Source organism: Shewanella salipaludis (genome assembly GCF_012911865.1).
GTDB classification, from domain to species: Bacteria; Pseudomonadota; Gammaproteobacteria; order Enterobacterales; family Shewanellaceae; genus Shewanella; species Shewanella salipaludis.
Map to the genome: position 1 here is coordinate 129,598 of NZ_JAAXYH010000005.1, position 26,959 is coordinate 156,556.

Here is a 26,959-nt window from a genome sequence, read left to right on the forward strand (position 1 = left end):
TCATGTGGCTGACCTATTCAGCATCTGTATCCCGGCGCAGTTTAGACGCTAGCCCATGGTCACTGCTAATGTAGAAGCTTGTGTATGATGCACCCATTAGATTGCCGAGCCTTATTCTGTTATTTGGAGCGGACTCTAAGGTTGGCCCTTTAGATTGATGTCTTTTTAGGCAATCCTGTTGGCGTTTCCTTCTATGCTTTGCCTTAAGCTTGTCAGTTGGACTTGTGAGCAAAATTGTCTTATGACATCAGTTTCGCGTTTAAGTCATTTTGTTGACAATGCACGATGTGAAGCTGTTTTATTGACGATTTTAGGCTGGTGCCACTTTTTTGTTGCTGTGAAAACAGGTATCATTCCACACTATTAATTTGGGTATTGTTCAAGGATTATGAACGTCACCAGGGAGGAACCGTAATATGACAGGGCCGTCAAATTTCAAGTTTGAAAATAATAGTTTTTCTTTCCTATACCGCTTCATCGATGTGCTGATCCTCGGGATGGCGTTAGCCACCATGCTGGTGCTTTATGGTGTCGAGCTCGATCGCAGCTATCTGTTGTTACTGGCGGTAGAGTTGTTTTTATTCACCTACCTGGCTGAGTCTGCACAACTCTACAAATCATGGCGGATTGGGCGTTTCTCGCGAATGATTTGGTCTCTGTCCGGCATACTCCTGTTGTCATTCTTTTTGATCGTGGCCGCGCTATTCATTCTCAAAGAAGGCGAGACCTATTCCCGGGTCGTGATACTGGGGTGGTTTCTTTGTGCCTGGTTCATTCTGGTTGCCTGGCGAGTCACGGCGAAAGCCATTAAAACCTATCGACGTCAGCATGGCTTGAGCATGCAGAAGGTGGCCATCATAGGCTTGACCCACTCGAGCATGGAACTGCATCGCCAGATCGAGGAAAATATCGAGTTGGGGTTCGACTGTGTTGGTTTCTTCGATGATCGTGACGCAGAGCGCTTGAAAGAGTTTGACCCGCAACTTATTGCCGGTTCTATTGAGGATGCCGTCGCCTTGGCTCGCCGCGGTGCAGTGGCCAAGTTATACCTGTGTTTGCCCATATGGGCCGAGAAGCGGATCGCCACTATTATACAGGCGCTCGGTGATACTACCGTAGACGTGCTATTGATCCCGGATTTTATGCTTAAGAACCTGATGCATGCGCGTATTGGCAGCGTGGGTGAGATAGATACTATCAGCGTGTTCGAGTCGCCGCTTAATGGTATGAAAGACTTTTATAAACGCAGCTTCGATATCCTATTCAGTATTTGTGTCTTGCTCGCCATTGCCCCCTTGTTGGTCATTATCGCCCTTGGGATTAAATTGACCTCGCGGGGCCCGGTATTATTTCATCAGGATCGCTATGGGCTGGATGGAAAGCGGATTGGTGTTTATAAATTTCGCTCCATGACTGTGGCTGAAAATGGTGATAAAGTGACTCAGGCGACGAGGGGGGACAGACGTATTACGCCATTCGGTGCTTTTTTGCGTCGCACTTCCTTGGATGAACTACCCCAATTTTTCAATGTGTTGATGGGCGATATGTCGGTCGTCGGTCCCCGTCCCCATGCCGTGGCACATAATGAAGAATACCGCCAGCTGGTGAACTATTACATGTTGCGTCATAAGGTGCGCCCCGGCATTACCGGCTGGGCTCAGGTGAATGGCTGGCGTGGCGAAACCGATACCTTGGAAAAGATGGAAAAAAGAATCGAGTATGATTTGGCCTATATTCGCAACTGGTCGTTGTGGTTGGATATAAAAATCGTCTATATGACGTTTTTTACGGGTTTTACCAATAAAAATGCGTATTAACTGGGTAACTAAAGTATGAATCAAGGAATTAAAAAATGAACCAAGGAATTAAATTATGTATCCTGGCCCTGAGCAGCGGCTGCACCCTGCTTGCCGGTCAAGTTGCCGCGCAGGATGGACAGCAAGGGGCTATCACTACCGCATCAGGCATAGATCTGATCCCAGGACTGAATTCCAAGTTGAAACACGATGACAACATCGCCAGCAGCAGTGCCAACGAAGAAGAGAGTTGGGTACTCGAGGTCACACCTGCGTTGAGGGCACAACTACTGCGCGGTGCTGATCAGTACAGCCTGGATGTTGCCGTGGCAGCTGGTCGTTACTTCAGCAGCAGTGACGATGATTATGTCGATTTCCGCCTGGGTGGGGATGCCGCCGTCGAATTGAATCAGAGCAACAGGTTCAACCTCAATGCCCTATGGTTGAAAGGCCATGAAGACAGGGGTACCGGGGTATCCGAGGGCGCGGGTAATGCGCAGGATGAACCCAACAAGTTCACCAGTTATGACCTGGGTGGCTATTACGAGTATGGTGCCATGACGACTCCGGCGCGCATCAGATTGAATGCCAAGCTTCACGATAAAGACTATACCAACTTCGAGGCCGTGACCCGCTACAAAGACTATGCCTCTTATGCCTTGGGTACTGCCTTCTATTATGACACCCGGGCTAACACCAGCCTGGTTGCCGAAGTCAGCCAGGAAAACATCAGTTACGATGAAATCGACCCAAGCGGCGATCGCGATAACAGCAGCCGTGACTATAAGTTGGGTGTCGACTGGCAGGCTACCGCCGCCACCGCAGGTAGTTTCCGTATCGGTTACCAACAGAAAGACTTCGATAATCAAGCCCGTGAAGACTTTGGCGGTTTAGCCTGGTTGCTCAGTGTCACATGGCAACCCCTGACGTACTCGACGCTGCAGTTGAATTCGGGTCGTAAGGCGAAAGATCCCAGCACAGATGGCGATTATATTCGTGAGACCAGTTATGGCATTAACTGGACCCATGAGTGGTCACCCATCTGGTCAACAGATGCAGGTTTCAGCCGGATGAAAGAAGCTTATACCGGCATAGATCGTGATGATACCCTCGATAGCTTCAACCTTTCTGTGACCTACGCCGCAGCGCGTTGGTTGACCATGAAAGCCGGTGTCGATATCTCCGACAAGAGTTCCACGGTTGAAAACATCAAGTTTGACAAGAATGTGTTCTACCTTAGCGCGAACATGACACTCTAGGAATTGACATGCGATTTGTAGTACTGATGCTGATCCTGTGCCTGGGATGCGTTAACGCCCAGGCAGCTGATAACAGCTATAAACTGGGACCGGGCGATGAAATCGTGATCAAGGTCTATGGTGAGGAGGGGCTGGAGCTGGATACCCAGCTGACCGACAGTGGCACGGTAAACTACCCGTTTCTGGGGACCTTACAACTGCGCGGCTTGACCATCAAGGATGTGGAGCAGCTGGTATATAACGGCCTCAAGGGCGATTATCTGGTTGAGCCCAATGTGTATGTGGGCATAGTCCAATACCGGCCCTTCTATATCCATGGCGAGGTGAAAAAGCCCGGCGGTTATCCTTATCAGCCGGGGATGACCGTCAACCAGGCGATAGCCCTGGCCGGCGGCCTCACCGAGCGAGCCTCCCAGGATAAGATTTATATCTCCCGGGAAGGCGCCAAGACACAGAGTGAAAACGGTTCCATCAACAGCAAGATAAGCGCCGGTGACACCATTATCATAGAGCAGAGATTTTTTTAATGATGCCATCAGCAGCAGAACCCAAAGCAATATCGCAAACCGAAGTGATCGACCTGGGCAAGATGCTTCAGGTCGTTAACCGGGTCAAGTGGCGTATCGTCACCCTGGCCCTCTTAGTGACTGTGCTGAGTGCCTTCGTGGTGCTCGGCATGGAGCCTATTTACAAGTCGACCTCGACCCTTTTGATCGAAGCTCAAGAGGCGAGGGCGATTAAGATTGACGAGGTCTATGGCATCAACTCGGGGCAGAGCGAGTATTATCTGACCCAATTCGAGATTTTGAAATCCCGCTCCATCGCCGAGCGGGTATTTACCCAGTTGGATCTCGCCAAACATCCGGATTTCATCGCCAAACCATCTCTTATCGGTGAAATCAGGGCCTCGCTCAGTTTTCTGCCGAAAGAGAGCGCGACCCGTTCCGCCGAGGAACTCGAGGCCATCAGGCTGCAACAGCAGTTGGATGCCTTCATCGAGAAGATCAGCATAGAGCCGGTGCGCAAGACCCAGCTGGTGCGGATCAGCTTTGAAACCCCGGATGCCAAGCTGGCTGCCGCCGTGGCCAATGCCTTGGGAGATGCTTATATCAACAGCCAGTTGGAAGCCAAGATGGGCATCACCCAGAGAGCCAATAGCTGGCTGGGTGGCCGCCTTGGGGAGCTGCGTGAGCGTCTGGACGCCTCAGAGCTGCGCCTGGAAGAGTTTCGTCAGCAACATGGCCTGGTGGATGTGGAGGGGGTGACCTCACTCGATGCCAAGGAACTCGAGCGCCTGAGCGATGAAATTACCGTGGCCCGCTCCAGCCTGGCTCAGGCCGAAAGCTTCATGAAGGTGGTGCGTAAATACGGCGCCACTGACATAGGGCGGCTGGAGAGCCTCCCCGAGGTGACCTCGCATCTTTCGATACAGAACGTCAAGAAAGAAGTCGTTCTGGTCGAGCGCAAGGTATCCGAGCTGCGTAAGGTCTATGGCCCCAAACACCCCAAGATGATTGCTGCCGAGGCCGAGCTGAGCGCGGTGCAACAGAGTCTGCATGCTCAAATAGCTCGTCTGGTGCAGGGCATAGAGGATGAAGCGCAAACGGCGAAGCAGAATCTGCAGGCGCTGCAGCAGCAATTCAACCAATCCAAGGGCGCGTTTCAACGGCTGAGTTCGGTTGAGACGGATTACCGCCGCATGCTGCGTGAAGTCGAAACCAACCGCCAGTTATTCCAAAGTTTCCTGTCGCGACAGAAGGAAACCGAGGTCACGGGGGACTTCGACTCGCCGGTTGCCCGTTTCACCGACAGGGCTGTGGTCCCCACCGCGCCTGTGAAACCGAAAAAAGCGCTGATCGTCTTGCTGGCTTTTGCGGGGAGCCTGGGGCTGGGGATTGCGCTGGCCTTGGGGCTGGATGCGCTCAACGACACCATCAAGACCACTCAGGACGTGGAGCTGCTGTTGGCACAACGTGCCCTGGGTTACTTGCCCAAGGCCGCGAAGCGCAGCAACAGCGAACAGCGGGACTTTGCCTTCTTCGACTCGGAGCAGAAGCTGCATTCGGAAGCGGTGCGCTCGATTCGTACTTCCTTGTCGCTGATGGCGATCGATAAGCGTCTCAAGTTCATCGAAGTGACTTCGTCCTATCCGGGAGAAGGCAAAACCTCTGTGTCCATGAACCTGGCGTTCGCCTTCTCGTCACTGGAGCGGGTGTTGGTGATAGATGCCGATATGCGCAAACCCACCATGGGGATGCGCTTCGGTCAGCCGAGCTATCAGGCGGGCTTGGCCAATTTCCTGTCCGGCACAGACGCGCTTGGCGACTGCATTGTCAGGGAGGTTCGTCCGAACGTGGATCTCATGCCTGCGGGTGCCATTCCCCTCAACCCCTTGGAGTTGTTGGTGTCGCCGCGTTTTGCCGAGTTGCTGACACAGCTTAATGAACAGTATGACAAGATCATCATAGATACGCCGCCGGTGCAGGCGGTGAGCGATGCGCTGGTGCTGGTTGGCCATGCAGATGCCGTGGTGATGGTGGTGAAGGCGGATCATACCCGTAGCGGTGCCGTTAAACAGACGCTGGGACAATTGAACCAGGCACATGCCAAGGTGTATGGCGTGGTGTTGAACCAGTTCAACCCCAAGAATGCCAGCAGCTATTATGGCCAGTATGGCTATTATCAGGCCTATGAGTCGAATGAGGCTGTGTCTTGATCGATTTGCATTGTCATATTCTGCCGGGACTCGATGATGGCGCCAGAGAAATGGATGATGCCATTGCTCTGGTGCGTCTCGCCGCCGAGCAGGGCATTAGCCGCATGGTTGCCACGCCCCATATTCAGATTGGTCGCTTCGATAACAATCTGGCGACTATCCAGGCGGCCTTAAGCTCCCTGAATGAGGCGATAGCCCCCCTGGATCTTGGGGTGGATATACGGGCCGGAGCCGAATTTCGTATCTGCCCGGAAGTCATGATGCTGGCCGAGCGCAATGAATTGCCTTTCATAGGTGAATATCAGGGGGCCAAGGTGTTGTTGCTCGAGCTGCCTCACAGCCAAGTGCCTGCGGGTAGCGATAGGCTGGTCGATTGGTTGATCCGCAATAATATCTTGCCCATGATTGCCCACCCGGAACGGAATCGCGAGCTGCAGGCTTTTCCCGACAGGATAAGACCTTTTGTCCGCAGTGGTTGTTTGTTTCAGCTCACTGCGGCCTCGCTCGTTGGTGACTTCGGTGACGTTGCCATGGCGCTGAGTGAGCGTTGGCTCGGTGAACAACTGTTCACCGTCATTGCATCCGATGCCCATTCCGAGAAGCGTCGTCCCCCCAAATTAGCCCAGGCTTTTGCCAGGGCCAAAGAGTTGATTGGTGAAACCCAGGCGCTGGAGCTGGTACAACAGCGTCCTTGTGCCATCTCCCAGTCCTTGTTTATTTAATCCATGCGCCATTTCCTGTCTCGAAAACTGCTCCCCTGTCTGCTGCTCTTAGCTCTCTTGGCTAGCTTGCCTTTGCTGTTTCAGACCGGCTTGGCCAATGCCTATCACTTCAAGTCTCGTCACTATATAGACATCTGGAACCTTGAGGCTAAGTTGACGCCGCCAGAGTTCGAGGATGCCTTGTCGGCCGCCCAGCGGGCCTATGAACTGGAGCCGGGTAATCCCCATTATCAGCTGACCCTGGCCAAGGTGATGGAGTGGGGGGCGTTCGCCGGTATTTATCAAATAGATACGTCATTATCGACCAGCCTGTATCGGCAGGCGATAGCCCAACGTCCCAACTGGCCCAACGCTTACGCAGATTATGCTTACCACTTGGCCTTCTTCCGGCGGGATCTTGCCGCCGCTTGGCCCCAACTGAGCTTGGCGCTGGATTATGGTCCCTTCACCCCGGAAGTACTGCGGCAGGTGTTGGTGGTGGGCTTCAATTTTTGGCCCGAACTCAGTGCCGGCCAGAAGTTGTTGGTATTGCAAAGTGCCCATAAGTTAGTGCTTGCTAACGGCAGGCATTACCAATTGGTGAACAAATTGGCCAGGCAGTATCGGCGAAGCGGTGCGCTCTGCAGTTATTTGAAAAATCTGTCTGACCCCTTACCGGCTGCGAAACTCACTCAGTTGAATCGTGACGTATGCCGAGCTTAACGCCCCGATAAGGGTGAGTCCCAGTGATTTTGTTCAGGAATTATGATGGAAAAACGACATAGCTTTGCCACAGGTATGGTGCTGGCGTTGGGGCTGCTGCTCGTCTGGATGCCGATCCCCCTGGGCAGCAATCGCCCCTGGGCCTGGTCTTTGCTCGAATTGGCTATCGCCATTCTGACCCTGGCACATCTCAGCCATTGCATTATTTACTCCTCCCCCCTGGTGCGTTCGCGTTGGCAGTGGCAGTTGCTCCTGCCTCTGTGGGGATTCATAGGTTTCATGGCGCTGCAACTCACGGGGATAGTGCCGGACATAGCGACCGTCGATCCCTATCAAACCCGTACCCTGTTGATTAAATCCGTTTTTTTCGCTTTTTTTATCCTGTTGGTGAGCCAGTATTGCCTCTCGGCCAGGCTGTTGCGTGTTTTGCTGGTGGCGATCATCATTTCCGGTTGCCTGCAGGCCTTCTATGGCACTGTGATCAACCTGCTGCAGTTTGATACTTCTCCCATCTGGGGATATCCGGAGGCAGGCCGTGCCCGTGGCTCTTTCGTGTATCAGAATCACTTCGCCAACTATTTAGGCCTCTGTCTCAGTTTGGCTATCGGCTGGCTGATATCCGAGATGAAGACCGGCAAGAGCCAGTTTACCGTGCGCGGCTTCTTGGTGGGCGCCATGAATAACCTGCTCAGCCGTAAGTTTATTCTGCGGCTGGCGATTATCATCATGATCATAGGCCTCATCCTCAGTCGCTCCCGTATGGGCAATGCCGGCTTCTTTACCGCCTTGGGTGGGGTGGCCTTGCTGGCGCTGTTCATCTATCGCAATCCGCCCAGGTTATTCAAACCTCTGGTGCTGAGCATCTTCGTGCTGGATCTGATTATCGTGGGTTCCATGTTTGGCCTGGAGAAGGTCAAACAGCGTATCGAAGATACCAGCTTCGCCTCAGAAACCCGTGATGAGGTCGTGATAGATAGCCTGCCGATAGTCGAGCAGCACTGGCTGGCCGGCACCGGCGGTGGCAGCTTCTATACAGTGTTTCCCAATTATCAGCCCAATATCTATTCCGGCTTCTATGACCATGCCCATAACGACTATCTGCAATTTGCGCTGGAGTTTGGTATCCCTGCCACTGTGTTGCTGGGTCTTTGGGTGCTATACGCCTTCTGGCTCGCCTGCCGCAGCATGTACCTGCGACAGGAGAAGCTGTATCGAGGGATAGCCTTCGGTTGTGCCATGGCGATAGTGTTCATGTTGCTGCACATCACGGTAGACTTTAACCTGCAGTCGCCTTCCAATGCCTTGCTGTTTCTTTGCGTGTTGACTTGCTGTTATTTGGTGCGTTACCTGCCGGCGGAAACCAGGGCTGCAAGGGCCTAGTTTTCTATGGGGTAGGTGTGCAGTCTTACCCTCTGCCTCTTGCTGGAATATAGCGCCGTTTTCGCTGTTGGCAGGGCCGCCGACCGCGGCGCCGGCCTGCAGATGAATTTTGTGCAGATTCATTTGAATAGGATTCAGTTTTCTATCAGAACTGCTATTATGGCTGAGTTCCTTTTCCGGCATTAAGTGCGTATATGGCAAGCAGATCCCCGTTCGAATCCTTTCAGTGGACGTCCAATATTTTCGATTGCGAAAGCACGGATATAGACAGCTTCTATCTTCAGTTGGCCCAGGAAACCCGTCGTCTTGGACTGACATCGAAGAAACTCGGGGAGGTCGGCGATTATCCCATTCACTTGTATCAGTCTCCCGCGCCCAAGGCGGGGTTGCCGTCTGTGCTGATCAGCGCAGGTTTTCACGGTGAAGAAGCCGCCGGCCCCTGGGGCTTGGTGCATTTTCTGAGCGAGGCCGGCAGCGAGCTGTTCGAGCGGGTCAATCTGACTCTGTTGCCGCTGGTGAATCCGACCGGTTTCAAGAAGGGGCATAGATTCAACAAGTTCGGTGAGAATCCCAATCGTGGTTTCGTGCTGGAGAATGGCAAACCCAAAGCCAACTCGGATACCTCGGTCGAGGGTAAGATGTTGCTCGAGCATAGCCAGTTATTATTGGCGGCCAGCCGCGACGGCATACTGACCTGTCATGAAGACGTGCTGCAGCAGCAGACCTATGTGTATTCCTTCGAGCCCAGCCAGGTGCCGGGACGTTTCAGCCTGGGATTGCGTGATGCCTTAACCCAGTACTTCCCCCAAGCCGTCGATGACGCCATAGACGGCTGTCCTGTGAAGGATGGCGTCATATTCAACCACTTCGATACCTCGTTCGAGGCTTTCCTGGTCCGCAGCGGCGCTAAGCTCGGAGCCTGCAGCGAGACCCCTGGGTTGCAGAATTTCGATCAGAGGATCTTGGCCAACAGCGCCGTGATGACGGCCTTCCTCAACGTGTGCGCCCCAGCGGGCGAGTGAGCCCTGCCGTTCTAGTGAGCCTTACCGTCCTGGAGGATGCGCCCATGTCGCGTTCTCTGGGCCTTTCCTACCGAAAACCAGCAGTCGATGCCTGAGTAAGCAGGCGAGTGACCATGGCTAACCCCCGCTAAACCCTATAGTCACTTGTGAGCAAGAGGCGCACCCCCAGCCGTCAGTTGTTGATCTGTGTCGGTATGCCGCTGCGCTGATCCAGCAATTGCTTGATCACATGGGAGTTGGTATCCGCCTTGGCGATGAAGCGGGTGATCTCCCTCGGCAGCGTCAGGCTGACCGGCTCCCGGGATTCAAATTCTTCCACTGAGCGCGACAGCGGCTGATGGACGGCGAGATAACGCTTGCCGTCCGGCTCTTCTGTGGCCTTGATTGGCTGGTTGACGAACTGCACTCGGGTACCCGTAGGCACCGAATTGAATAAGTGTTCTATGTCGTCGTTGCGCAGGCGAACACAGCCATGACTGACCCTGAGGCCGATACCGAAGTTGGCATTGGTGCCATGAATGGCGTACAGCTTGCCTATGTAGAGGGCGAAGAGCCCCATAGGGTTATCTGGACCTGCGGGCCATACCTTAGGCAAGGTTTGGCCCATGTCGGCATATTCCTTGTGTACCTTGGCCGTCGGCGTCCACGTCGGATTGGCGCGTTTGCGGTAGACCTGGGTGACCCAGTTCTCCGGGGTGTCTTTGCCTATCTGGCCTATGCCTATGGGCAGCACTTCGACCGTCTTCTTGCCCTTGGGGTAATAGTAGAGGCGCATTTCGGCCACATTGATGACTATGCCTTCGCGGGGGGCGTCGGGCAGGATCAGTTGATGGGGGATTAACAGGCTGCTGCCCGGGGTCGGCAAGAAAGGATCCACCCCTGGATTGGCCTCCAGCAGGTTGGTCAGGCCGAGTTGAAATTCGGCGGCGATAGCTTCCAGGGTGCGCTTATCATCGGGCACCAGATAATGCTGATTCTCACCTATGAGCCTGCTGTGTGCCGGCGGCAGGGGATATTCCAGGGCGGAAAGCGACAAACTAACCAGCATGAGCGGCAATAATAATGCCGTGGTACGAAGCATACTCATCATAGGGTAACTACAAGTCCTATTAGTAAAGGTGTTGGCTGGCCGCGGCTGCGAGTACCTCATAGGTACTGCAACAAAGAGTGCACAAAGCACTGCCAGAGTCGGCGGCATAGGGCCCGCATCCTTGCTTATTTCGCACATAATTTCAACTGCTAAATGGCTCTGAGCTCCTTTCTTTGCGGTTATTTTAGTCCCAGCCGCTTGGCGAGTCTATGCAGATTGCCCGAGTCCAGCTGCAGGTTTCTGGCGGTTGCCGCCCAGTTGTCGCCTTGCTGTGTCAGGGTCTGGCGTATGTAATCTGCCTGAAACTCGTCGGTGGCCTGCTTGAGGCTGCCGGTATAGTGGCAATAGGTCGGCGGTATTTGAGGGTGATTCATTTCCTGCTTGATGTCCCGCTGCCGGCCTGCCAGTTCGAAATGTTCCGGCTTGATGATGCAGATCTCATCGGCGCTTTGGGAGCGGGCGAGGATGGCGGCCCTGTGGACCGCATGTTCCAGCTCGCGAACATTGCCCGGCCAGGCATATTGGTTTAACAAGCTCAGGCTGGAGGGGCTCAGGTTGAGGTGTTTGAGTCCTAATTTCTGGCGGTAACGTTCGGCGAAGAAACCGCTCAGCAAGGTGATGTCTTCTTCTCTGTCTCTCAGCGGGGGCACCAGCAGGGGAAATACGCTGAGCCTGTGGTATAAATCGGCACGAAACCGACCTTCGAGTACCTCGGTTTTCAACTCTTTATTGGTCGCGGCTATGATGCGCACATCGACCTTGAGGCTGCGATCGTCACCTATCTTCTGCAGATCGCCATATTGCAGTACCCGCAGCAGTTTGGCTTGCAACGACAGCGGCAGCTCACCTATCTCATCCAGGAATAGGGTGCCCTTGTCTGCCATCTCGAACTTGCCGCTTCTATGGCTTATGGCGCCGGTGAAAGCCCCCTTAACATGGCCAAAGAGTTCACTTTCGGCCACGGATTCGGGCAGGGCGGCGCAGTTGAGGTAGACCAAAGGTTTGTCGGCCCGCTGCGAGCCTTGGTGTATGGCCTTGGCGACCAACTCCTTTCCCGTCCCGGTTTCACCTAAGATGAGTACGTTCAGATCTGTGTTGGCAACCACCTGCAGTTCTTTATTCAGGCTCAGCATGACGTCCGAGTGGCCTATGATTTCCGAGTCTGAACTTATGTTGACACTATGGTCGTCGACGGTTTCCTGGCTGTGTATCGCCATTCTCTCCAGTTTTTCCACCATGAGGGCATTGTTCAGCGATGCCGCGGCGATGGCACTCAGGTTTCTCAGTTCTGTGTTATTGAATTTGTCGAATTGCTCTGGGTTGAAGGCATCTATGGTGACGGCCCCTATGAGGCGTTCATTGGCAAACAGCGGCAGCCCTATGCAGGCATGGACCCTTAGCTCGTCACCCTGATTGGGAATGAGGCCATCGTAGGGATCGGCCAGCTCGCTGTTGGCGGGAAAGCGGACTATGTCTCCGGCACGGGCTATGGCTTCCAGCCTCGGGTGTTCACTGAGAATGAAGCGACGCCCCAACACATCGGCATTGAGGCCGTCTATCGCCAGTGGGGTAAAGTATTCCCCCTGGAAGGCGAGCAGGGCGGCGGCGTCACATTGTAGATTCTGGCGCACTGTGTTCAGCAGACGCGAATACCTGTCGCGATTTGCCAGTCCAGAGGTGATATCCAGTGCGATGCGAGTGAGATCGGATTGACTCAAAGCCATGGCATTCTCCACATGAGAGCTAGGTTGAGATTGCATGAGTCCTACCAGGTTGGGTAATTTGTTGTCATATTGACACCCACCACAGATGCAATCTTTGATTTGGATCTATATTTCTTCGACTTCATAAAAAAGGAGCCGCGAGCGGCTCCAATGTGAGTGAGCAGTAGCTGTGTGGCGATTAACGCGTCGGCAGCACCTCACCGATAGCCTGAGGCTTGTTGCCCAGGGTCTTCTTGAGCAAATCGACCAGGAAGGCTCCCATGAACAAGGCACCGAAGCTGAAGATGACGTCACCGAACATACGCATCCACACCAGGTTTTCAACCGTGGCGCTGTGGATGACGGCAGGCGAACGGGCGTACCAGTAACCGTGGTCTATGACAGCGAAGAACTGGGTCAGGCCGACGGGCAGCAGTGACATGAACACCATGGCCGCCAGACCCAGGTTCAGGCTCCAGAAGGCCCCCTTGAGCAGCTTGTCGTTCCACTGCATTTTGCCCGTGATCCCACGCAGACAGAAGAGCATCAGCCCCATGCCCAGCATGCCATACACTCCCATGAACGCCGCGTGACCGTGGGTCGCCGTGGTGTTCAGGCCCTGGATGAAGTACAGGGAGATGGGGGGATTGATCAGGAAGCCCAGCATACCGGCACCGACCAGGTTCCAGAAGGCGGTAGCCACGAAAAACATGATAGACCAGTGATATCTATGCATCCAGGGGCTGGCCTTGCGCAGGCGGAAGGTTTCCATCGCTTCGAAGCCTATGATGGCCAAGGGCACGACTTCCAGAGCCGAGAAGATGGCGCCCCAAGCTATGACAGGCGTCGGTGCACCGGTGAAGTACAAGTGGTGCAGGGTGCCTATCAGGCCGCCGGTCAGGAAGATGACGGTCGTGAACAGCACGGCACTGTTGGCGCTGCGGCCGCGGATCAGACCCAGGCGAACCAGCATCAGGGCGATGACCGAGGTGGCGAAGGTTTCGAAGAAGCCTTCGACCCACAGGTGCACTACCCACCAGCGCCAGTATTCGGCGATAGCCAGATTGGTGTGCTTGCCCATGAACAGACCGGCGCCGTAGAACAGGCCTATGGCAACACAGGAAGCGTACAGCACCCAGACCACGGCGCGCATGTCGTCACGCACCTTCAGCGCTGGACGTATGGCGGCCGTCACCAGTGCCAACCAGATAAGCAAGCCAGCCAGCAGCAACACCTGCCAGACACGGCCCAGATCTATGTATTCATACCCCTGATGACCGAACAGGAAGTTCATATCCAGGCTGAAGTACTGTTGCACCCCAATCCATTCACCGGCCATGGAACCCAGCACCACTATCACCAGGGCGACCCAGAGCACATTGACTCCCAGGCGTTGGAACTTGGGCTCATAACCCGAGAGCGCCGGTGCTATGTAAAGGCCGGTACCCAGCCAAGCCGTGGCAATCCAGAACACCGCTAACTGGGTGTGCCAGGTGCGGGTAACAGAGTAAGGTAAAATTTCAGACAGTGGCAGGCCGTAGAAGTTTTGCCCCTCCACCGCATAGTGGGCCGTGATGCCGCCCAGCAGTATTTGCAGCAGGAACAGGCCCACGGCGGTGACGAAGTACTTGCCGACCGCCTTCTGGGATGCCGTTGGCTTGGTCATGAACAGCGGATCTTGCTCGGCGGGCTTAGGCAGGCTCTCGTGTTTACCGCTGGCATGGTGCCACAACAGGGCGCCGACCCCCCCAATCAGGGTCACGATACTCAGGATTGACCAGACTATGTTATCGGAAGTTGGGGTATTGCCTAACTGAGGATCGAAGGGCCAGTTGTTGGTATAAGTGTAGTTTTCACCCGGACGTTCGGTAATCGCGGCCCATGCACCCCAGAACAGGAAGGCATTCAATTGTTCACGGCGGCCAAGATCAGGCACTGTGCCTTCTTTCATGGCGTACTGTTCACGCAGGCCAGACAGTTCAGGATCATCACCGAACAGCGCCAGATAGTGATCGCTGACTGCTTTTATGGCGTCGATGCGGGTGTTTGACAGTGTCACTTGGGTGGTGCCATCGGCATTTTGCATCACAGTGTTGTGGCGCATATCATCGCGCAGCGCCTGTTCAAGCTTGGCCTGTTCCTGTACCGATAGGTCGGCAAAGTCTTGTTGCAGTGTTTGCTGGGCCGTGATGTTCAGCCAGGCCTGAGCCTCCTTATGCAGCCAGTCGGCCGTCCAATCCGGGGCGACGTAGGAGCCGTGTCCCCAAATTGAACCGAGTTGATGGCCACCCATGGAGCGCCACACCAGCTGGCCTTGCTCTATGTCGTTTTGGGAGAATATGACCTGACCGCCGACGTCACTGAACGCGGTCGGTATGGGTGGTTTCTCCTGGTATATTTCACTACCCAGACTCAGTAGTACGGTAAATGAAGCGATCAGCACTATTAGCAGCGCGATTGCCGTGAGTCGTAATTTGCTCATAAATCCCCTTAGCACAACGTCAATTGATACAGACGTCTTAGCTATTGCGGGTTTTATGCCAACCTTGCATCTTATTGATTTAAAGTAGTTTTGTTTGTTTTATGCTGGCGTTGGTTGTCCTTATGACAATGTCTTTGATTGTCATTTCGACATGCATGTCTTTATGACACCCGCGGGGCTGGGTCATAAAGACAGGGCACGACACACAGGGCATTTTGACTGCCGCTATTGGCTCTCGATGACGCCTGCGACTCGGGCCGACGCCCTGGCATAACAACGCCGGCATTATCGCCGGCGTTGTTTGTCATGCCTGTAAAAGGTGATGGATAAACCCTATTGGTAGAGCGAGGCGCCTTCCGGCTGGGGGCGGGTCTTGAAGCGTCGGTGCAACCACATGTATTGGGCCGGATTTTTTTCGATAAGCGTTTCGATGATCTTATTCCCCCGGATGGCGTCCTGGGTTTCATCCTCACCGGGAAAGTCCTCCAGTGGTGGCAGTATCTCTATGCGGTAACCCGCATCGCCCTCGGTGCGCTCGACAAAGAACGGCAGCACCTTGGCCTTACCCAGGCGTGCCAATGTGGTGGCGCCGGTGATGGTGGCGGCATCGGGCACGGCGAAGAAGGGGATGAAGACGGCGCTGGAGCGGCCGAAGTCCTGATCCGCCGTGTACCAGATCACATCCGGATGACGCAGGCAACGCACCATCTGGCGCAGATCCCGCTTAGGGACCAGGGCCTTGTTGGAGCGCAGCCGGCCCTTCACCTGCAGGTATTCCATCACGGGATTGTCGTGGGGGCGGTAGACGCCGACGCCGGGTTGAAATTGACCGAAGATGCGGGCGCCCATTTCCAGCGGCAGACAATGTACTGCGAACAGTATCACCCCCTGACCTGCGTCCAGCGTCCGGCGCACATGCTCTTGCCCCTGGATCTGCATATGGCGGTGGATTTTCGCATCCGACCACCACCAGCCATTGATGGTATCGAATATTGCCTTGCCGGTTTCCTCGAAATTACGTTCGAGCAGGGCTCGGCGCTCGGCGGGGGACATGTCGGGAAAGCATAGCTCCAGGTTGCGCCTGGCCGTATGGGTGCGGCTGCCGGCGAGCGCCATCGCCAGCCGGCCGATGCCGGCGCCCAGTCGCATCTGCCAGCGCAACGGTAATAGCTGGGTCAGCCGCATCAGGCCAACGCCGAGCCACAAGAGCCAATATTTGGGATGATACAGATGAGATGAAAATTCGGCTTTCTCTACCACAATGAACTCTAAACTTTGCAAAAATTACTGCACATTCTAACTCAAATTTTGCCGGAAATTAGGTACAATCAGGGTTTAATTCGGGTAAAAAATAAGATCCCCTATGAAGGTTACTCTGCCAGCGTTCGAAAAAGCCAAAGTATTAGTCGTCGGTGACGTGATGTTAGACCGTTACTGGGTCGGCCCCACGGGGCGTATTTCGCCGGAGGCGCCTGTGCCTGTGGTCAAGATCAATCAGATCGAAGACAGGCCCGGCGGTGCGGCCAACGTCGCGCTGAACATAGCGACCCTGGGTGGCCAGGTGCAACTGGCGGGACTCGTGGGCCAAGACGAAGCCGCCGCGGCGTTGACACTTGGGGTGAAAACCTTGGGGGTCGAGCCTGAGTGGCTCGAAGTGAGCGATAAACCCACCATCACCAAGCTCAGGGTGCTGTCGCGTAACCAACAGCTGATCCGCCTGGACTTTGAAGAGCCCTTCGCCAAGGCTGACAGCCAGCGGCTGCTCGAGCGTAGCCGCGCCCTGCTGGACGGTGTCGGGGTGCTGGTGCTGTCCGATTATGCCAAGGGGGCCATCGACAACCCGCAGGAATTCATCGCCCAGGCGCGCGCCAAGGGCATCCAGGTGCTGGTGGATCCCAAGGGCAGCGATTTCGCTCGCTATCGGGGCGCCTCCCTGATCACCCCCAACATGAGTGAATTTGAGGCGGTTGTCGGCACTGTCACCTCGGAAGCCGACCTGCTGGAGAAGGCCAACAAGCTGCTGCAGCAACACGACTTCGGCGCCATCCTGGTGACGCGTTCGGAGAAAGGCATGACCTTGGTCACGCCCGGGCAAGCCGAGCTGCACATACCCACGGTGGCCAGGGAAGTGTTTGACGTCACGGGTGCCGGCGATACAGTGATCTCGGCCCTGGCGATTTCACTCGCCGCCGGCAGTGACCTGCCCCAGGCCTGTGCCATAGCCAACACGGCAGCGGGTGTCGTGGTCGGTAAGCTCGGCACCTCGACCGTGAGCCGCATCGAGCTTATCCAGGCCTTGTCTGCCCATCATGGGGAGTCAGGGTTTGGCGTCATCAGCGAAGATCAACTGGTGTATGCCCTCGAGCAGGCGCGCCAGCGCGGTGAGACGGTAGTGATGACCAACGGCTGTTTCGATATATTGCATGCAGGCCATGTCAGCTACCTGAAACAAGCCAAGGCGCTGGGCCACAGGCTGATAGTGGCGGTCAACGACGATGCCTCGGTGAAGCGTCTCAAGGGCGAGGGTCGTCCCGTCAATCCGGTCGAGCGGCGGATGGCGGTGTTGGCCGGTTTGGCTTCGGTCGACTGGGTGTTGCCCTTCACTGAAGACACGCCGCAGCGGGTGATCGCCCACCTGCTGCCGGACTTACTGGTCAAGGGCGGCGACTATAAGGTTGAAGACATCGCCGGCGGCGCCGAAGTGCTCGCCAACGGCGGCCGGGTCGAGGTGCTGGGCTTCGAAGACGGGGTCTCGACCACGGCGATTATCGAAAACATCATGGCCAACAAGTGAGGCTGATAGCGTGAGCATGTTGGCGCTGGCATTGGCCTCAGGCCTCTACTGGACCCAGGTCGGCTCGGCACAGGCACTGGTGTGCCCCGTGTCCCTCCTGAGTCTGTGTCTGGAGGAGTTGAGCCCTGAGGTGCGGCGCCAGCTGCCCGACAGCGAGAGCAAGATCCTCGGCGCCATGGGGCTGCGCAGTGCCATGGTGATGCCCACGTCAGACGCTGAATGTGCCGGTCTGGTGCTGGTGAATGACAACGGAGATCGCACCTCGCTGTCGGTGAACCTGGGGGGCGAGGGCTATAGTTTGCCTCTGACCCGGCAGCACGAACTCACCCTGTGGCATGAATTGGGCCATCTGCAGAACCTGGCGCTGCGGGGTACCGTCTTGCCTCTCGAGCTGAGGCCCTATCAGCATGAATGGCTGGCCGACATCTATCTCGTCTGGCGCAGTGTCCATGAGACAGGCAGTCTCGACTTGGCTTGGCAGCAATACCATAGGCGCAACCTGGCGGTGCTGGCCGATGTCACCAACATGTCACACTGGAGTCCTCCTGTGTTGCGGCAATTACTGGAAAAGTATGATGCCGGCCAGCTGATGGGCTTCGGCCATTACGCCGACTTCCTGAAGGCCAGCTATCCCCTGTTGCGGCAGTATGACGCCGATGCCCTGGGAGAATTTTCGAGCCTGATCCAGCGCACCTTCGGTCCCGGGGCTGTGCAAGACCTGCCCAGGTATATCTTCTGGCGCAAGGCCAGGCTGGGTTACTACCTGCAGCCCACCTTGAGGGCATTGATGGGCCCCAATGCGGCAGATGCCTGGTTGACACAGGCGGCGATGCAGCCTCTTTCTGAGCAGGGGGCGCCTTAGGCTTTCCCGCGAACTGAACCTTAGCTGAACGTAAGTGATATTCACTTAGTTTTCACATTTTTCCAGCAGTATTCTCTCGCCCGCTTTGGTAAGCTTTTCATTCACAAGAATAAGAAGGGGAGAAGTTGAACATGGCAAAGCGTTCGAAGGCTCAGACAGAGCAAACTATTAATCAGATCATGGACGAGGCATTAAAACAAATCCTGACCCTAGGATTCGACGCTATGTCCTACACTACCTTATCCGAAGCGACGGGGATCAGCCGCACGGGTATCAGTCATCATTTTCCGCGCAAGACAGATTTTCTGGTACGCCTGGATGAGCGTATCGGTCGTTTCTTCGTCGCCAGTCTGGATTTTTCCAGTGTGCAGGCGCTGGAAAACTCCTGGATGCAGGCGCTGACCGAGTCCCATTACCGGGCGGTACTCAAGTTGTTCTTCAGCCTTTGTGGCTACAGCAATTCGGAGATAGCCCTATTCCGCGCCATCAACAGTGCCCGCGAGACCGCCTTGCTGGAGCTGGGTGCCGAAGGAGAGCGGGTCGTCAATCAACTTCTGGGCCGCAGTGCCTTGCAGTTGCTGACTCAAGTCAACGACATGGCCAAGGTGCAGGCGGCATAAGCCGGGACAACGGTGAAATAACCGTGACAAGCAAGAGGCGCCGATGGCGCCTTTTGTTTGTCCGTTTTTTGCATTGGGCTGCGGCTCAGTCGGCTTCCTTCAGGCTCTGGGTCAGCTCGACGATTTCCTTCTTGCCATCGCCGAACAACATCAGGGTGTTGTCTTTGGCGAACAAGGGGTTGGGCAAGCCGGCAAAACCTGGGCTGAGGGAGCGCTTGACCACTATCACGGTACGGGCCTTATCCACGTTGAGGATCGGCATGCCATAGATGGGGCTGCCCTTATCTTCCCGTGCCATGGGATTGGTGACATCGTTGGCACCTATGACTATCGCCACGTCTGTCTGTTCGAACTGGGGATTGATCTCATCCATTTCGATCAGCTGCTCGTAGGGCACTTCGGCCTCGGCCAGCAGCACGTTCATATGCCCAGGCATGCGCCCGGCGACCGGATGTATGGCATATAGCACCTCAGTGCCCCGACTCTGCAGCAGGTTGGCCAGCTCGCGCACCGCGTGCTGGGCCTGGGCCATGGCCAAGCCATAGCCAGGCACTATCACCACCTTAGCCGCGGTTTCCAGCATCATGGCGACTTCCTCCGGCGAGGTCGACTTGATCTTGCCGGCATAGACTTCGTCAGCGTCTATGGCTTCGCCACCTGCGGCCATGACACCGAACAAGACGTTGAACAGCGAGCGGTTCATGGCCTTGCACATGATCTTGGTCAGTATGATGCCAGAAGCGCCCACCAGGGCGCCGGCGACGATCAGCACTGTGTTGCCCGTGATGAAACCTGTGGTGGCCGCGGCTATTCCCGAATAAGAGTTCAGCAGGGCGATCACCACAGGCATGTCGGCGCCGCCAATGGGAACCACCAACAGCACGCCGAGCAGCAGGGACACGCAGGCCAGGGCATACAAGAGGTTGGTGTTATCCGGGGTGATGACTATGGCGATGGCCAGCCCCAGAGCGGCGGCGAACAGCAGGGCATTGAAAAACTTGTTGCCCGGCACCCTGATGGGGTTTCCCGGGATCAGCTCCTGCAACTTGGCGAAGGCGATCAAGGAACCCGAGAGGGTGACGGCCCCGATCAACACGGCGACGCCTATGGCAACCTGGGCGACGCTGTGAGTCGCAGACTCGGGATCCAGTAGGCTGGCGATGGCGATAAACAGCGAGGCGCCGCCACCGAAACCATTGAGCAGGGCCACCATCTGGGGCATGGCCGTCACCTGGATCTTGGTCGCCATGATGGCGCCTATGGCGCCGCCGAGCAGCAGACCGGCAATGATCCACTCGTAACTGAGAATGTTCTTGTCCAGCAGGGTGACCACCACTGCGACCAACATGCCCAGAGCCGACAGCTGGTTGCCCCTGACTGCGGTTCTGGGCTTGGTCAGCCCCTTGATCCCCAGGATGAACAGGCTCGCCGCCAAGAGGTAGGACAGATAAATTATGCTCATGCTCATCGATGTTATTTCCTTGTAAACCTGGCTGTCAGGCAGTAGTGCACCCGGTTGCGGTTGGCGGGCATGGAGAGACGTGTGATGTTCATCCGTGGCTATTTCCTTTTAAACATGGCCAGCATGCGGTTGGTGACCAGCTGATTGTGGAGTACCACCCGGTTTGGGGTGGCGGGCATGGAGAGGCGTGTGATGTTCATCCGTGGCTACTTCCTTTTAAACATGGCCAGCATGCGATTGGTGACCAGATAACCGCCCACCACATTGATGCTGGCCAGCACCACGGCGATGAAGCCGAGCACATTGACCCAGAAGCCGGCGCCCGACCCGGCCGACAGCAGGGCACCCACCAGGGCAATACCCGAGATGGCATTGGAGCCGGACATCAGCGGGGTATGGAGCGTCGGCGGTACCTTGGTGATGAGTTCGACCCCGAGGAATATCGCCACCACGAATAAGGTCAGCAAGAGTAAGATTTCCATCAGTGTGCCTCCTGGCTCAGGTTCGGATTGGATTCGGTTAAGTGCAGCAGCTCACGCAGGCGGGCATTGACCAGTTGGTGGTCATGGGCCACGACCGTGTCGCGGACGATTTCATCCTCGAAGTCCAGGGTCAGCTGGCCTTGCTGATCCAGCAGCAGGTTGAGCAGGTTCTCGACGTTGGTGCCATACATCTGGCTGGCATGGTTGGCGGCGCTGGCGGGCAAGTTGGCCGGTCCAAGTATGGTGACCCCCTTATGTACCACTTCCTCATCCAGGCGGGTAAGCTCACAGTTGCCGCCTGTCTCGGCGGCGAGATCGATAATGATGCTGCCCGTCTTCATGCCTTCGACCATGGCCTGGGTGATGAGTATCGGCGCCTTGCGCCCCGGGATGGCGGCCGTGGTGATGACGATATCCTGCTGCGCCAGTACCTTGGTCATGGCCTGTTGCTGACGCTTGAGGAAGTCGTCGCTCTGTTCGGCGGCGTAGCCGCCCTTGGTCTCGGTGTTTTCCGCTTCTATGTCCAGCTCGACCGGCTTGGCGCCGACCGAGAGTATCTGCTCCCTGGCCGCCGGGCGTATGTCATAGGCCTCGACGACGGCCCCCAGGCGCTTGGCGGTGGCACAGGCCTGCAGTCCTGCGACCCCGACGCCCATGATGAAGGCGCGGCTCGGCTTGAGGGTACCGGCGGCTGTCATCATCATGGGGAAGAGACGCGGTGCCCGATAGGCTGCCAGCACTACCGCCTTATAGCCGGAAATGGTCGCCATGGAGGAGAGCACATCCATGCTCTGGGCCCGGGTGATGCGTGGCATCAGCTCCAGGGCTATGCCTGTGGCGCCTGTGTCGGCCAGGCGCCGGGCGTTCTGTGGCTGCATCAGGGGATCCATCATGCCTATGAGCAACTGGCCGGGTTTGAGTGCGGCGCTCAGCTCATCGAACTGAGTGCCCTTGCAGTTCACCACAGTGATGATGTCGGCATCGCGCAGCAGTTGTTCGCGACTGGCGGCTATGCTGGCACCTGCCTTGAGGTAGTCTTCGTCGGTGAAGCCTGCCGCCAACCCGGCCCCGGTTTCTACCTGGACCTCCAGCTGCTTCTTGCGTAATCGTGCCACATTGGCCGGGATCAGGGCGACCCGTTGTTCGCCGGCCTGACATTCTCTTGGTAGACCTAGTTTCACAGGAACACCTCTAAGGTTAAGGGCAAGGTTAGCCATGGGGCAGGTCGGCATTGGGCGCGTCCCGGCGCTGGCATGGGGGGCTATTTTTCATGTTGCGATCATTAAAGCGTGCAAAGTCAAAACTTTGCTGCTGTTGTACTTTTGTAGCTTAATTTTTCACCTTTGTATATTCCAAAATGGAATTAAAAATCAAATTTTATTCTTTTTTGCTTTTCCTAAAGGCGGCTAAGCTTACCGACATTACACTGACATAGGGCCGTCTTCATGTTGTTAAAAGAACTTTCATCGCTCGCTTCACCTCTGTCTCAGGGGCAGGTGGACAAGCTCAAGCAGCTCACCGCCGAGCTGAGTGCCGTGCAACTGGCTTGGGTCAGCGGGTACCTGGCGGCCTCGGCCAATCAAGGTCAGCTCGCCGGCGCGCCCGAGAGCGCTGCGGCGCAGAGCATCACCATCCTCTATGGCAGTCAAACCGGCAATGGCCGTGGTGTGGCCAAGGCGCTGGCGGCCAAGGCCCAAGCTCTGGGCTATGGGGTGAATCTGGCATCCATGGGCGAATACAATGTGCGCCAGCTGAAGCAGGAAACCTTGCTCTTGCTGGTGGTCAGTACCCATGGCGAAGGCGATGCCCCGGATGATGCGATCGAATTACATAAGTTCCTGGCCAGCAAGCGTGCCCCCAAACTTGAGCAGCTGCACTATTCAGTGTTGGCGCTGGGGGATTCCAGCTACGAATTTTTCTGCCAGACGGGCAAAGACTTCGATGCCCGCCTGAGCGCCCTGGGGGCCAAGGCCCTGTTGCCGACCCTCGAGTGTGATGTCGATTACGAAGACAAGGCCGAGCAGTGGCAGCAACAAGTGCTGGAGACGGTTAAACCTTTGATCCAGACCGCGGGTGCCAATGTGGTGTCCATAGGGGCGGCCAAGGGCGACAGCGAATACAGCAAGCAACAACCTTACAGCGCCGAAGTCTTGGTCAGCCAGAAGATCACCGGCCGCGGCTCGGATAAAGACGTTCGCCATGTGGAAATCGACCTGGCCGACTCGGGCCTGAGTTACCAGGTGGGCGACGCCCTGGGCGTCTGGTTCAGCAACGCCTCGGGACTGGTCGCCGAGGTTATCTCAGGTCTCGGGCTCGATGCCGCCGCGTCGGTGACTGTCGGCAAGGACACCATGACCTTGGCCCAGGCCCTGAGTGACAAGAAAGAGCTGACCCAACTGTATCCTGGCCTGGTCAAGGGCTGGGCCGAACTCAGTGGCAACGCCGAGCTGCTCGGCATCAGCCAGGACAAGGAGCTGACACGACAGTTTATCCTCAAGCATCAGCTGGCGGATCTGGTGGCCCTGTATCCCGTGACTGTGACTGCGGCCGAGCTGCTGGAATTGCTGCGGCCACTGACGCCGCGCCTCTACTCCATCGCCTCCAGCCAGAGCGAAGTGGAGGCCGAGGTGCACCTGACGGTGGCCCTGGTGGAAGACGAGCGCCATGGCGCGGCCCGCTTCGGCGGCGCCTCCCACTTCCTGGCCTCGGCCGAAGAAGGCACCCGAGTGAAGGTCTATGTCGAGCCCAACAAGCATTTCCGTCTGCCGGAGAACCCAGAGACGCCGGTGATCATGGTGGGTCCGGGCACTGGGGTGGCGCCGTTCCGCGCCTTCATGCAGGAGCGTGTGGCCCAGGGGGCGAGCGGCGACAGCTGGTTATTCTTCGGCAATCCGCATTTCGAGCAGGACTTCCTCTACCAGACTGAGTGGCAACAGTACCTCAAGAACGGCGACTTGAGCCGTATCGATGTGGCCTTCTCCCGGGATCAGGCGCATAAGATCTATGTGCAGCATAAGATCCAGGAACAGGCCGAGACGCTGTGGCAATGGCTGCAAGCCGGTGCCCACCTGTATGTCTGTGGCGATGCCGAGCGCATGGCCAAGGATGTGCACCAGGCGCTGATCCAGGTAGCCATCCAGGAGGGCGGCTTGGAGCAGGAAGCGGCGGAAGCCTATTTCGAGTCACTGCGCGCCGATAAACGCTATCAGAAAGACGTGTACTGAGCCCGAACGACTTAAGCCTGTACTGAAAGCCTGTCCGCAGAGACAGCACAGCAGTGACGCCGGTTGAACGCGCCGGCAATTGAACCGAATTTTAAGAGGCAGTGGCCATGAGTGAGCAAAAGTTAGCCGTAAACGAATATTTGAAAACCGACAGTGATTATCTGCGCGGTACCATCAAGGAAGGCCTGGACTCTTCTGTCACAGGGTCATTCAGCGATGGCGATCAGCAGTTGATCAAGTTCCACGGCTTCTATCAGCAGGATGACAGGGATCTGCGCAACGAACGCAAGGAACAGAAGCTGGAGCCCTTGTACAGCTTCATGCTGCGTGCCCGTGTGCCCGGCGGCATCTGCACCCCTGAGCAGTGGCTGGGGGTCGACAAGATTGCCTCTACCCTGACCAGCTCCAACAGCATACGCCTGACCACCCGCCAGACCTTCCAGTATCATGGCATCCCCAAGCGCAACCTCAAGACCATAATCCAGGATCTGGACAGGGAGGCGTTGGACTCCATCGCCGCCTGTGGCGACGTCAACCGCAACGTCATGTGTAACCCCAATCCGGTCGAGTCCAGGCTGCATGAGCAGGCCTATGCCTTCGCCAAGATGTTGTCGGATCACCTGCTGCCGCACACCCGCGCCTATGCCGAGATCTGGCTGGATGAAGAGAAGCTGCTGAGCACCCAGGATGAGGTGGTCGAGCCCGTCTATGGCAAGACCTATTTGCCGCGCAAGTTCAAGATGGCGGTTGCGGTACCGCCGGACAACGATGTCGACGTCTACACCAATGATCTCGGCTTCATCGCCGTGGCCGAAGACGGCGAGCTGCTGGGCTTCAACCTAACCGCCGGTGGCGGCATGGGCTCGACCCATGGCGAAGTCGAGACCTTCCCGCGTCTGGCCGATGACCTGGGTTTCATCAAGCTGGAGGATGGCCTCAAGTTTGCCGAAGCCGTGATGACGGTGCAGCGCGACTGGGGCAACAGGGTCAATCGCAAGCGCTCACGCCTGAAATACACCATAGTCGACCATGGCTTGGAGGCCTTCAAGACCGAAGTCGAGGCCCGCGCCGGGGTCAAGTTCGAACCCAAGCGCGAGGTAGTGATAGGCGATCGCGGCGATCGTTATGGCTGGGTGCGGGGCCTGGACAGCAAGTGGCACCTGACCCTGTTCATCGAGAGTGGCCGCATCAAGGACATGCCGGGCCAGACACTGCAGACGGGGCTGAGAGAAATTGCCAGGATCCACAAGGGCGATTTCCGCATGACCTCGAACCAGAACCTGATCATCGCCGGTGTGGCCGAAGCCGATAAGGCGACCATAGAAGGCCTGGCGCGTAAACATGGCCTTCTTGGCCAGGTATTGACCCAGACCCGGGGTCATTCCATCGCCTGTGTGGCGCTGCCGACCTGTCCGCTGGCCATGGCCGAAGCCGAGCGTTACTTCCCCGAGTTTATCGACCATATAGATGCGCTGCAGGCCAAACATGGCATCAGCGAGCAGGCGATAGTGGTGCGCATGACGGGTTGCCCCAACGGTTGTGCCCGTCCCTTCGCCGCCGAAATAGGCCTTGTGGGTAAGGCCCCCGGGCGTTATAACCTGTATCTGGGCGCCAGCTTCGAAGGCACCAGATTGAACAAGATGCACAGGGAAAACATCCAGGAGGCCGAGATCCTCGCCGAACTCGACACCCTGTTTGCCCGTTATGCCGCCGAGCGCGACGCGGGTGAAACCTTCGGTAACTTCACTGTGCGCATCGGCGTGGTGAAGGCGGTGATAGACGCCGCTAAGGACTTTCATGGCTGATATCAATACAGGCGCGCAAGCCGAGGTGATCTCCTGCATCACCCGCGCCGAGCTGGAGGCGCTGCTGACTGCGCCCAAGGCAGAGCAGGTGCTTGAATTGGCGCGAGTCAACGACTTCCTGGCCGGCTTAAGCGCCGCCCAAAGGGTTGTCTGGGCACTGGAATACCTGCCGGGTAACCATGCCTTATCCTCCAGTTTCGGCATCCAGGCGGCGGTGATGCTGCACCTGGTGAGCCAGGCCAAGGCGGATGTTCCTGTGATCCTCACGGACACAGGGTATCTGTTTCCCGAGACCTACCAGTTCATCGATGAGCTGAGCGAGCGGCTGCAACTGAATCTCAAGGTGTATCAGGCACCGCAGACGGCGGCCTGGCAGGAGGCGCGTTTCGGCAAGTTGTGGGAACAGGGCCTGGACGGCCTGGAGCAGTACAACCGCCTGAACAAGGTCGAGCCAATGCAGCGCGCCCTGAATGAACTCGAGGTGGGCACCTGGTTTGCCGGTCTGCGTCGCAGTCAGGCGAGTACCCGCGAGGCCTTGCCTATCCTGGGGATCCACGGCAGCCGCTACAAGCTCTTGCCCATCATAGAATGGGGCAATAGGGAGGTGCATCAGTACCTGACGGCCCACGGCCTGCCCTATCATCCGCTGTGGGAGCAGGGCTATGTGTCGGTCGGCGATACTCATTCGAGCAAGCCACTGGAGCTGGGCATGACGGAGGAGGAGACCCGCTTCAACGGTCTCAAACGTGAGTGCGGCCTGCACTATGATATTTAAGCTTAATCCCAGTTAAGCTTAATCCCAGTTAAGCTTAATCCCAGTTAAGCTTAAGCCCGCGTC

The 26,959-nt window shown here is 56.6% G+C and carries 22 protein-coding genes; 14 read left to right on the top strand and 8 right to left on the bottom strand.

Annotated elements, in window-relative coordinates; translation table 11 throughout:
• Window positions 1-416 precede the first annotated feature (416 nt).
• From HC757_RS09320 to HC757_RS09355, 8 genes are all read left to right on the top strand, one after another.
• On the top strand, window positions 417-1,817 hold the full coding sequence (locus HC757_RS09320) for an undecaprenyl-phosphate glucose phosphotransferase (protein ID WP_169564076.1): 1,401 nt from the start codon (window positions 417-419) through the stop codon (window positions 1,815-1,817).
• A 35-nt stretch (window positions 1,818-1,852) separates the two neighbouring features.
• Window positions 1,853-3,055: an outer membrane beta-barrel protein gene (locus tag HC757_RS09325; RefSeq protein ID WP_169564077.1), complete on the top strand. Its 1,203-nt coding sequence runs from the start codon at window positions 1,853-1,855 to the stop codon at window positions 3,053-3,055.
• A gap of 8 nt (window positions 3,056-3,063) precedes the next feature.
• On the top strand, window positions 3,064-3,582 hold the full coding sequence (locus HC757_RS09330) for a polysaccharide biosynthesis/export family protein (protein ID WP_169564078.1): 519 nt from the start codon (window positions 3,064-3,066) through the stop codon (window positions 3,580-3,582).
• Window positions 3,582-5,771 (top strand): GumC family protein, encoded by a 2,190-nt coding sequence (locus HC757_RS09335; protein ID WP_211164344.1) that lies wholly within the window; start codon window positions 3,582-3,584, stop codon window positions 5,769-5,771. Before HC757_RS09330 ends, HC757_RS09335 begins: the two co-directional genes overlap by 1 nt.
• A complete protein-coding gene (locus HC757_RS09340) occupies window positions 5,768-6,493 on the top strand; it encodes a tyrosine-protein phosphatase (protein WP_169564079.1) in 726 nt (241 codons plus the stop codon). The genes HC757_RS09335 and HC757_RS09340 overlap by 4 nt, the downstream gene beginning before the upstream one ends.
• Window positions 6,494-6,565: 72 nt before the next feature.
• Window positions 6,566-7,195: a hypothetical protein gene (locus HC757_RS09345; protein WP_169564080.1), complete on the top strand. Its 630-nt coding sequence runs from the start codon at window positions 6,566-6,568 to the stop codon at window positions 7,193-7,195.
• Between the two features lie 45 nt (window positions 7,196-7,240).
• Window positions 7,241-8,575 carry an O-antigen ligase family protein gene (locus HC757_RS09350; RefSeq protein ID WP_244623387.1) on the top strand — a complete coding sequence of 445 codons (1,335 nt, stop codon included), beginning with the start codon at window positions 7,241-7,243 and terminating at the stop codon, window positions 8,573-8,575.
• Window positions 8,576-8,769: 194 nt separating this feature from the next.
• Window positions 8,770-9,597 carry an N-acetyl-ornithine deacetylase gene (locus tag HC757_RS09355; RefSeq protein WP_169564082.1) on the top strand — a complete coding sequence of 276 codons (828 nt, stop codon included), beginning with the start codon at window positions 8,770-8,772 and terminating at the stop codon, window positions 9,595-9,597.
• 172 nt (window positions 9,598-9,769) lie between these two features.
• Here HC757_RS09355 and HC757_RS09360 read toward each other — a convergent pair whose 3' ends face one another.
• The 4 genes from HC757_RS09360 to HC757_RS09375 all read right to left on the bottom strand — a co-directional run bounded on the left by HC757_RS09360 (window position 9,770) and on the right by HC757_RS09375 (window position 16,132).
• Complete coding sequence (locus tag HC757_RS09360) at window positions 9,770-10,684, bottom strand: L,D-transpeptidase family protein (protein WP_169564164.1); 915 nt, start codon at window positions 10,682-10,684, stop codon at window positions 9,770-9,772.
• Between the two features lie 182 nt (window positions 10,685-10,866).
• Window positions 10,867-12,411, bottom strand: coding sequence for a nitric oxide reductase transcriptional regulator NorR (norR, locus tag HC757_RS09365; protein ID WP_169564083.1), 1,545 nt, complete (start codon window positions 12,409-12,411; stop codon window positions 10,867-10,869).
• Window positions 12,412-12,589: 178 nt separating this feature from the next.
• Window positions 12,590-14,872, bottom strand: coding sequence for a nitric-oxide reductase large subunit (locus HC757_RS09370; RefSeq protein WP_169564084.1), 2,283 nt, complete (start codon window positions 14,870-14,872; stop codon window positions 12,590-12,592).
• A 333-nt stretch (window positions 14,873-15,205) separates the two neighbouring features.
• Window positions 15,206-16,132: an LpxL/LpxP family Kdo(2)-lipid IV(A) lauroyl/palmitoleoyl acyltransferase gene (locus HC757_RS09375; RefSeq protein WP_169564085.1), complete on the bottom strand. Its 927-nt coding sequence runs from the start codon at window positions 16,130-16,132 to the stop codon at window positions 15,206-15,208.
• A gap of 103 nt (window positions 16,133-16,235) precedes the next feature.
• Between HC757_RS09375 and hldE the strand changes: the two genes are divergently transcribed.
• From hldE to HC757_RS09390, 3 genes are all read left to right on the top strand, one after another.
• Window positions 16,236-17,666: a bifunctional D-glycero-beta-D-manno-heptose-7-phosphate kinase/D-glycero-beta-D-manno-heptose 1-phosphate adenylyltransferase HldE gene (hldE, locus tag HC757_RS09380; protein ID WP_169564086.1), complete on the top strand. Its 1,431-nt coding sequence runs from the start codon at window positions 16,236-16,238 to the stop codon at window positions 17,664-17,666.
• Window positions 17,667-17,682: 16 nt separating this feature from the next.
• Window positions 17,683-18,528 carry a hypothetical protein gene (locus tag HC757_RS09385; RefSeq protein ID WP_244623405.1) on the top strand — a complete coding sequence of 282 codons (846 nt, stop codon included), beginning with the start codon at window positions 17,683-17,685 and terminating at the stop codon, window positions 18,526-18,528.
• Window positions 18,529-18,659: 131 nt separating this feature from the next.
• Entirely contained in the window at window positions 18,660-19,148 is a 489-nt protein-coding gene (locus tag HC757_RS09390) for a TetR family transcriptional regulator (RefSeq protein ID WP_169564087.1), read from the top strand.
• Between the two features lie 85 nt (window positions 19,149-19,233).
• Here HC757_RS09390 and HC757_RS09395 read toward each other — a convergent pair whose 3' ends face one another.
• From HC757_RS09395 to HC757_RS09405, 4 genes are all read right to left on the bottom strand, one after another.
• Window positions 19,234-20,616, bottom strand: a complete 1,383-nt coding sequence (locus tag HC757_RS09395; protein WP_169564088.1) for an NAD(P)(+) transhydrogenase (Re/Si-specific) subunit beta — start codon at window positions 20,614-20,616, stop codon at window positions 19,234-19,236.
• A 92-nt stretch (window positions 20,617-20,708) separates the two neighbouring features.
• Complete coding sequence (locus tag HC757_RS19040; protein WP_244623389.1) at window positions 20,709-20,810, bottom strand: NAD(P) transhydrogenase subunit alpha; 102 nt, start codon at window positions 20,808-20,810, stop codon at window positions 20,709-20,711.
• 6 nt (window positions 20,811-20,816) lie between these two features.
• The gene (locus tag HC757_RS09400) at window positions 20,817-21,092 is read right to left on the bottom strand and encodes an NAD(P) transhydrogenase subunit alpha part 2 (RefSeq protein WP_169564089.1); all 276 of its coding nucleotides are present in this window, start codon (window positions 21,090-21,092) and stop codon (window positions 20,817-20,819) included.
• Window positions 21,092-22,273 (bottom strand): Re/Si-specific NAD(P)(+) transhydrogenase subunit alpha, encoded by a 1,182-nt coding sequence (locus tag HC757_RS09405; protein ID WP_169564090.1) that lies wholly within the window; start codon window positions 22,271-22,273, stop codon window positions 21,092-21,094. The genes HC757_RS09400 and HC757_RS09405 overlap by 1 nt, the downstream gene beginning before the upstream one ends.
• Before the next feature lie 264 nt (window positions 22,274-22,537).
• On the opposite strand from HC757_RS09405, the gene HC757_RS09410 reads away from it, so the two are divergent.
• From HC757_RS09410 to HC757_RS09420, 3 genes are all read left to right on the top strand, one after another.
• The gene (locus HC757_RS09410) at window positions 22,538-24,316 is read left to right on the top strand and encodes an assimilatory sulfite reductase (NADPH) flavoprotein subunit (protein ID WP_169564091.1); all 1,779 of its coding nucleotides are present in this window, start codon (window positions 22,538-22,540) and stop codon (window positions 24,314-24,316) included.
• Between the two features lie 107 nt (window positions 24,317-24,423).
• A complete protein-coding gene (gene cysI / locus HC757_RS09415) occupies window positions 24,424-26,121 on the top strand; it encodes an assimilatory sulfite reductase (NADPH) hemoprotein subunit (RefSeq protein ID WP_169564092.1) in 1,698 nt (565 codons plus the stop codon).
• Window positions 26,114-26,896 (top strand): phosphoadenylyl-sulfate reductase, encoded by a 783-nt coding sequence (locus HC757_RS09420; RefSeq protein WP_169564093.1) that lies wholly within the window; start codon window positions 26,114-26,116, stop codon window positions 26,894-26,896. The genes cysI and HC757_RS09420 overlap by 8 nt, the downstream gene beginning before the upstream one ends.
• The last annotated feature ends 63 nt before the right edge of the window (window positions 26,897-26,959 follow it).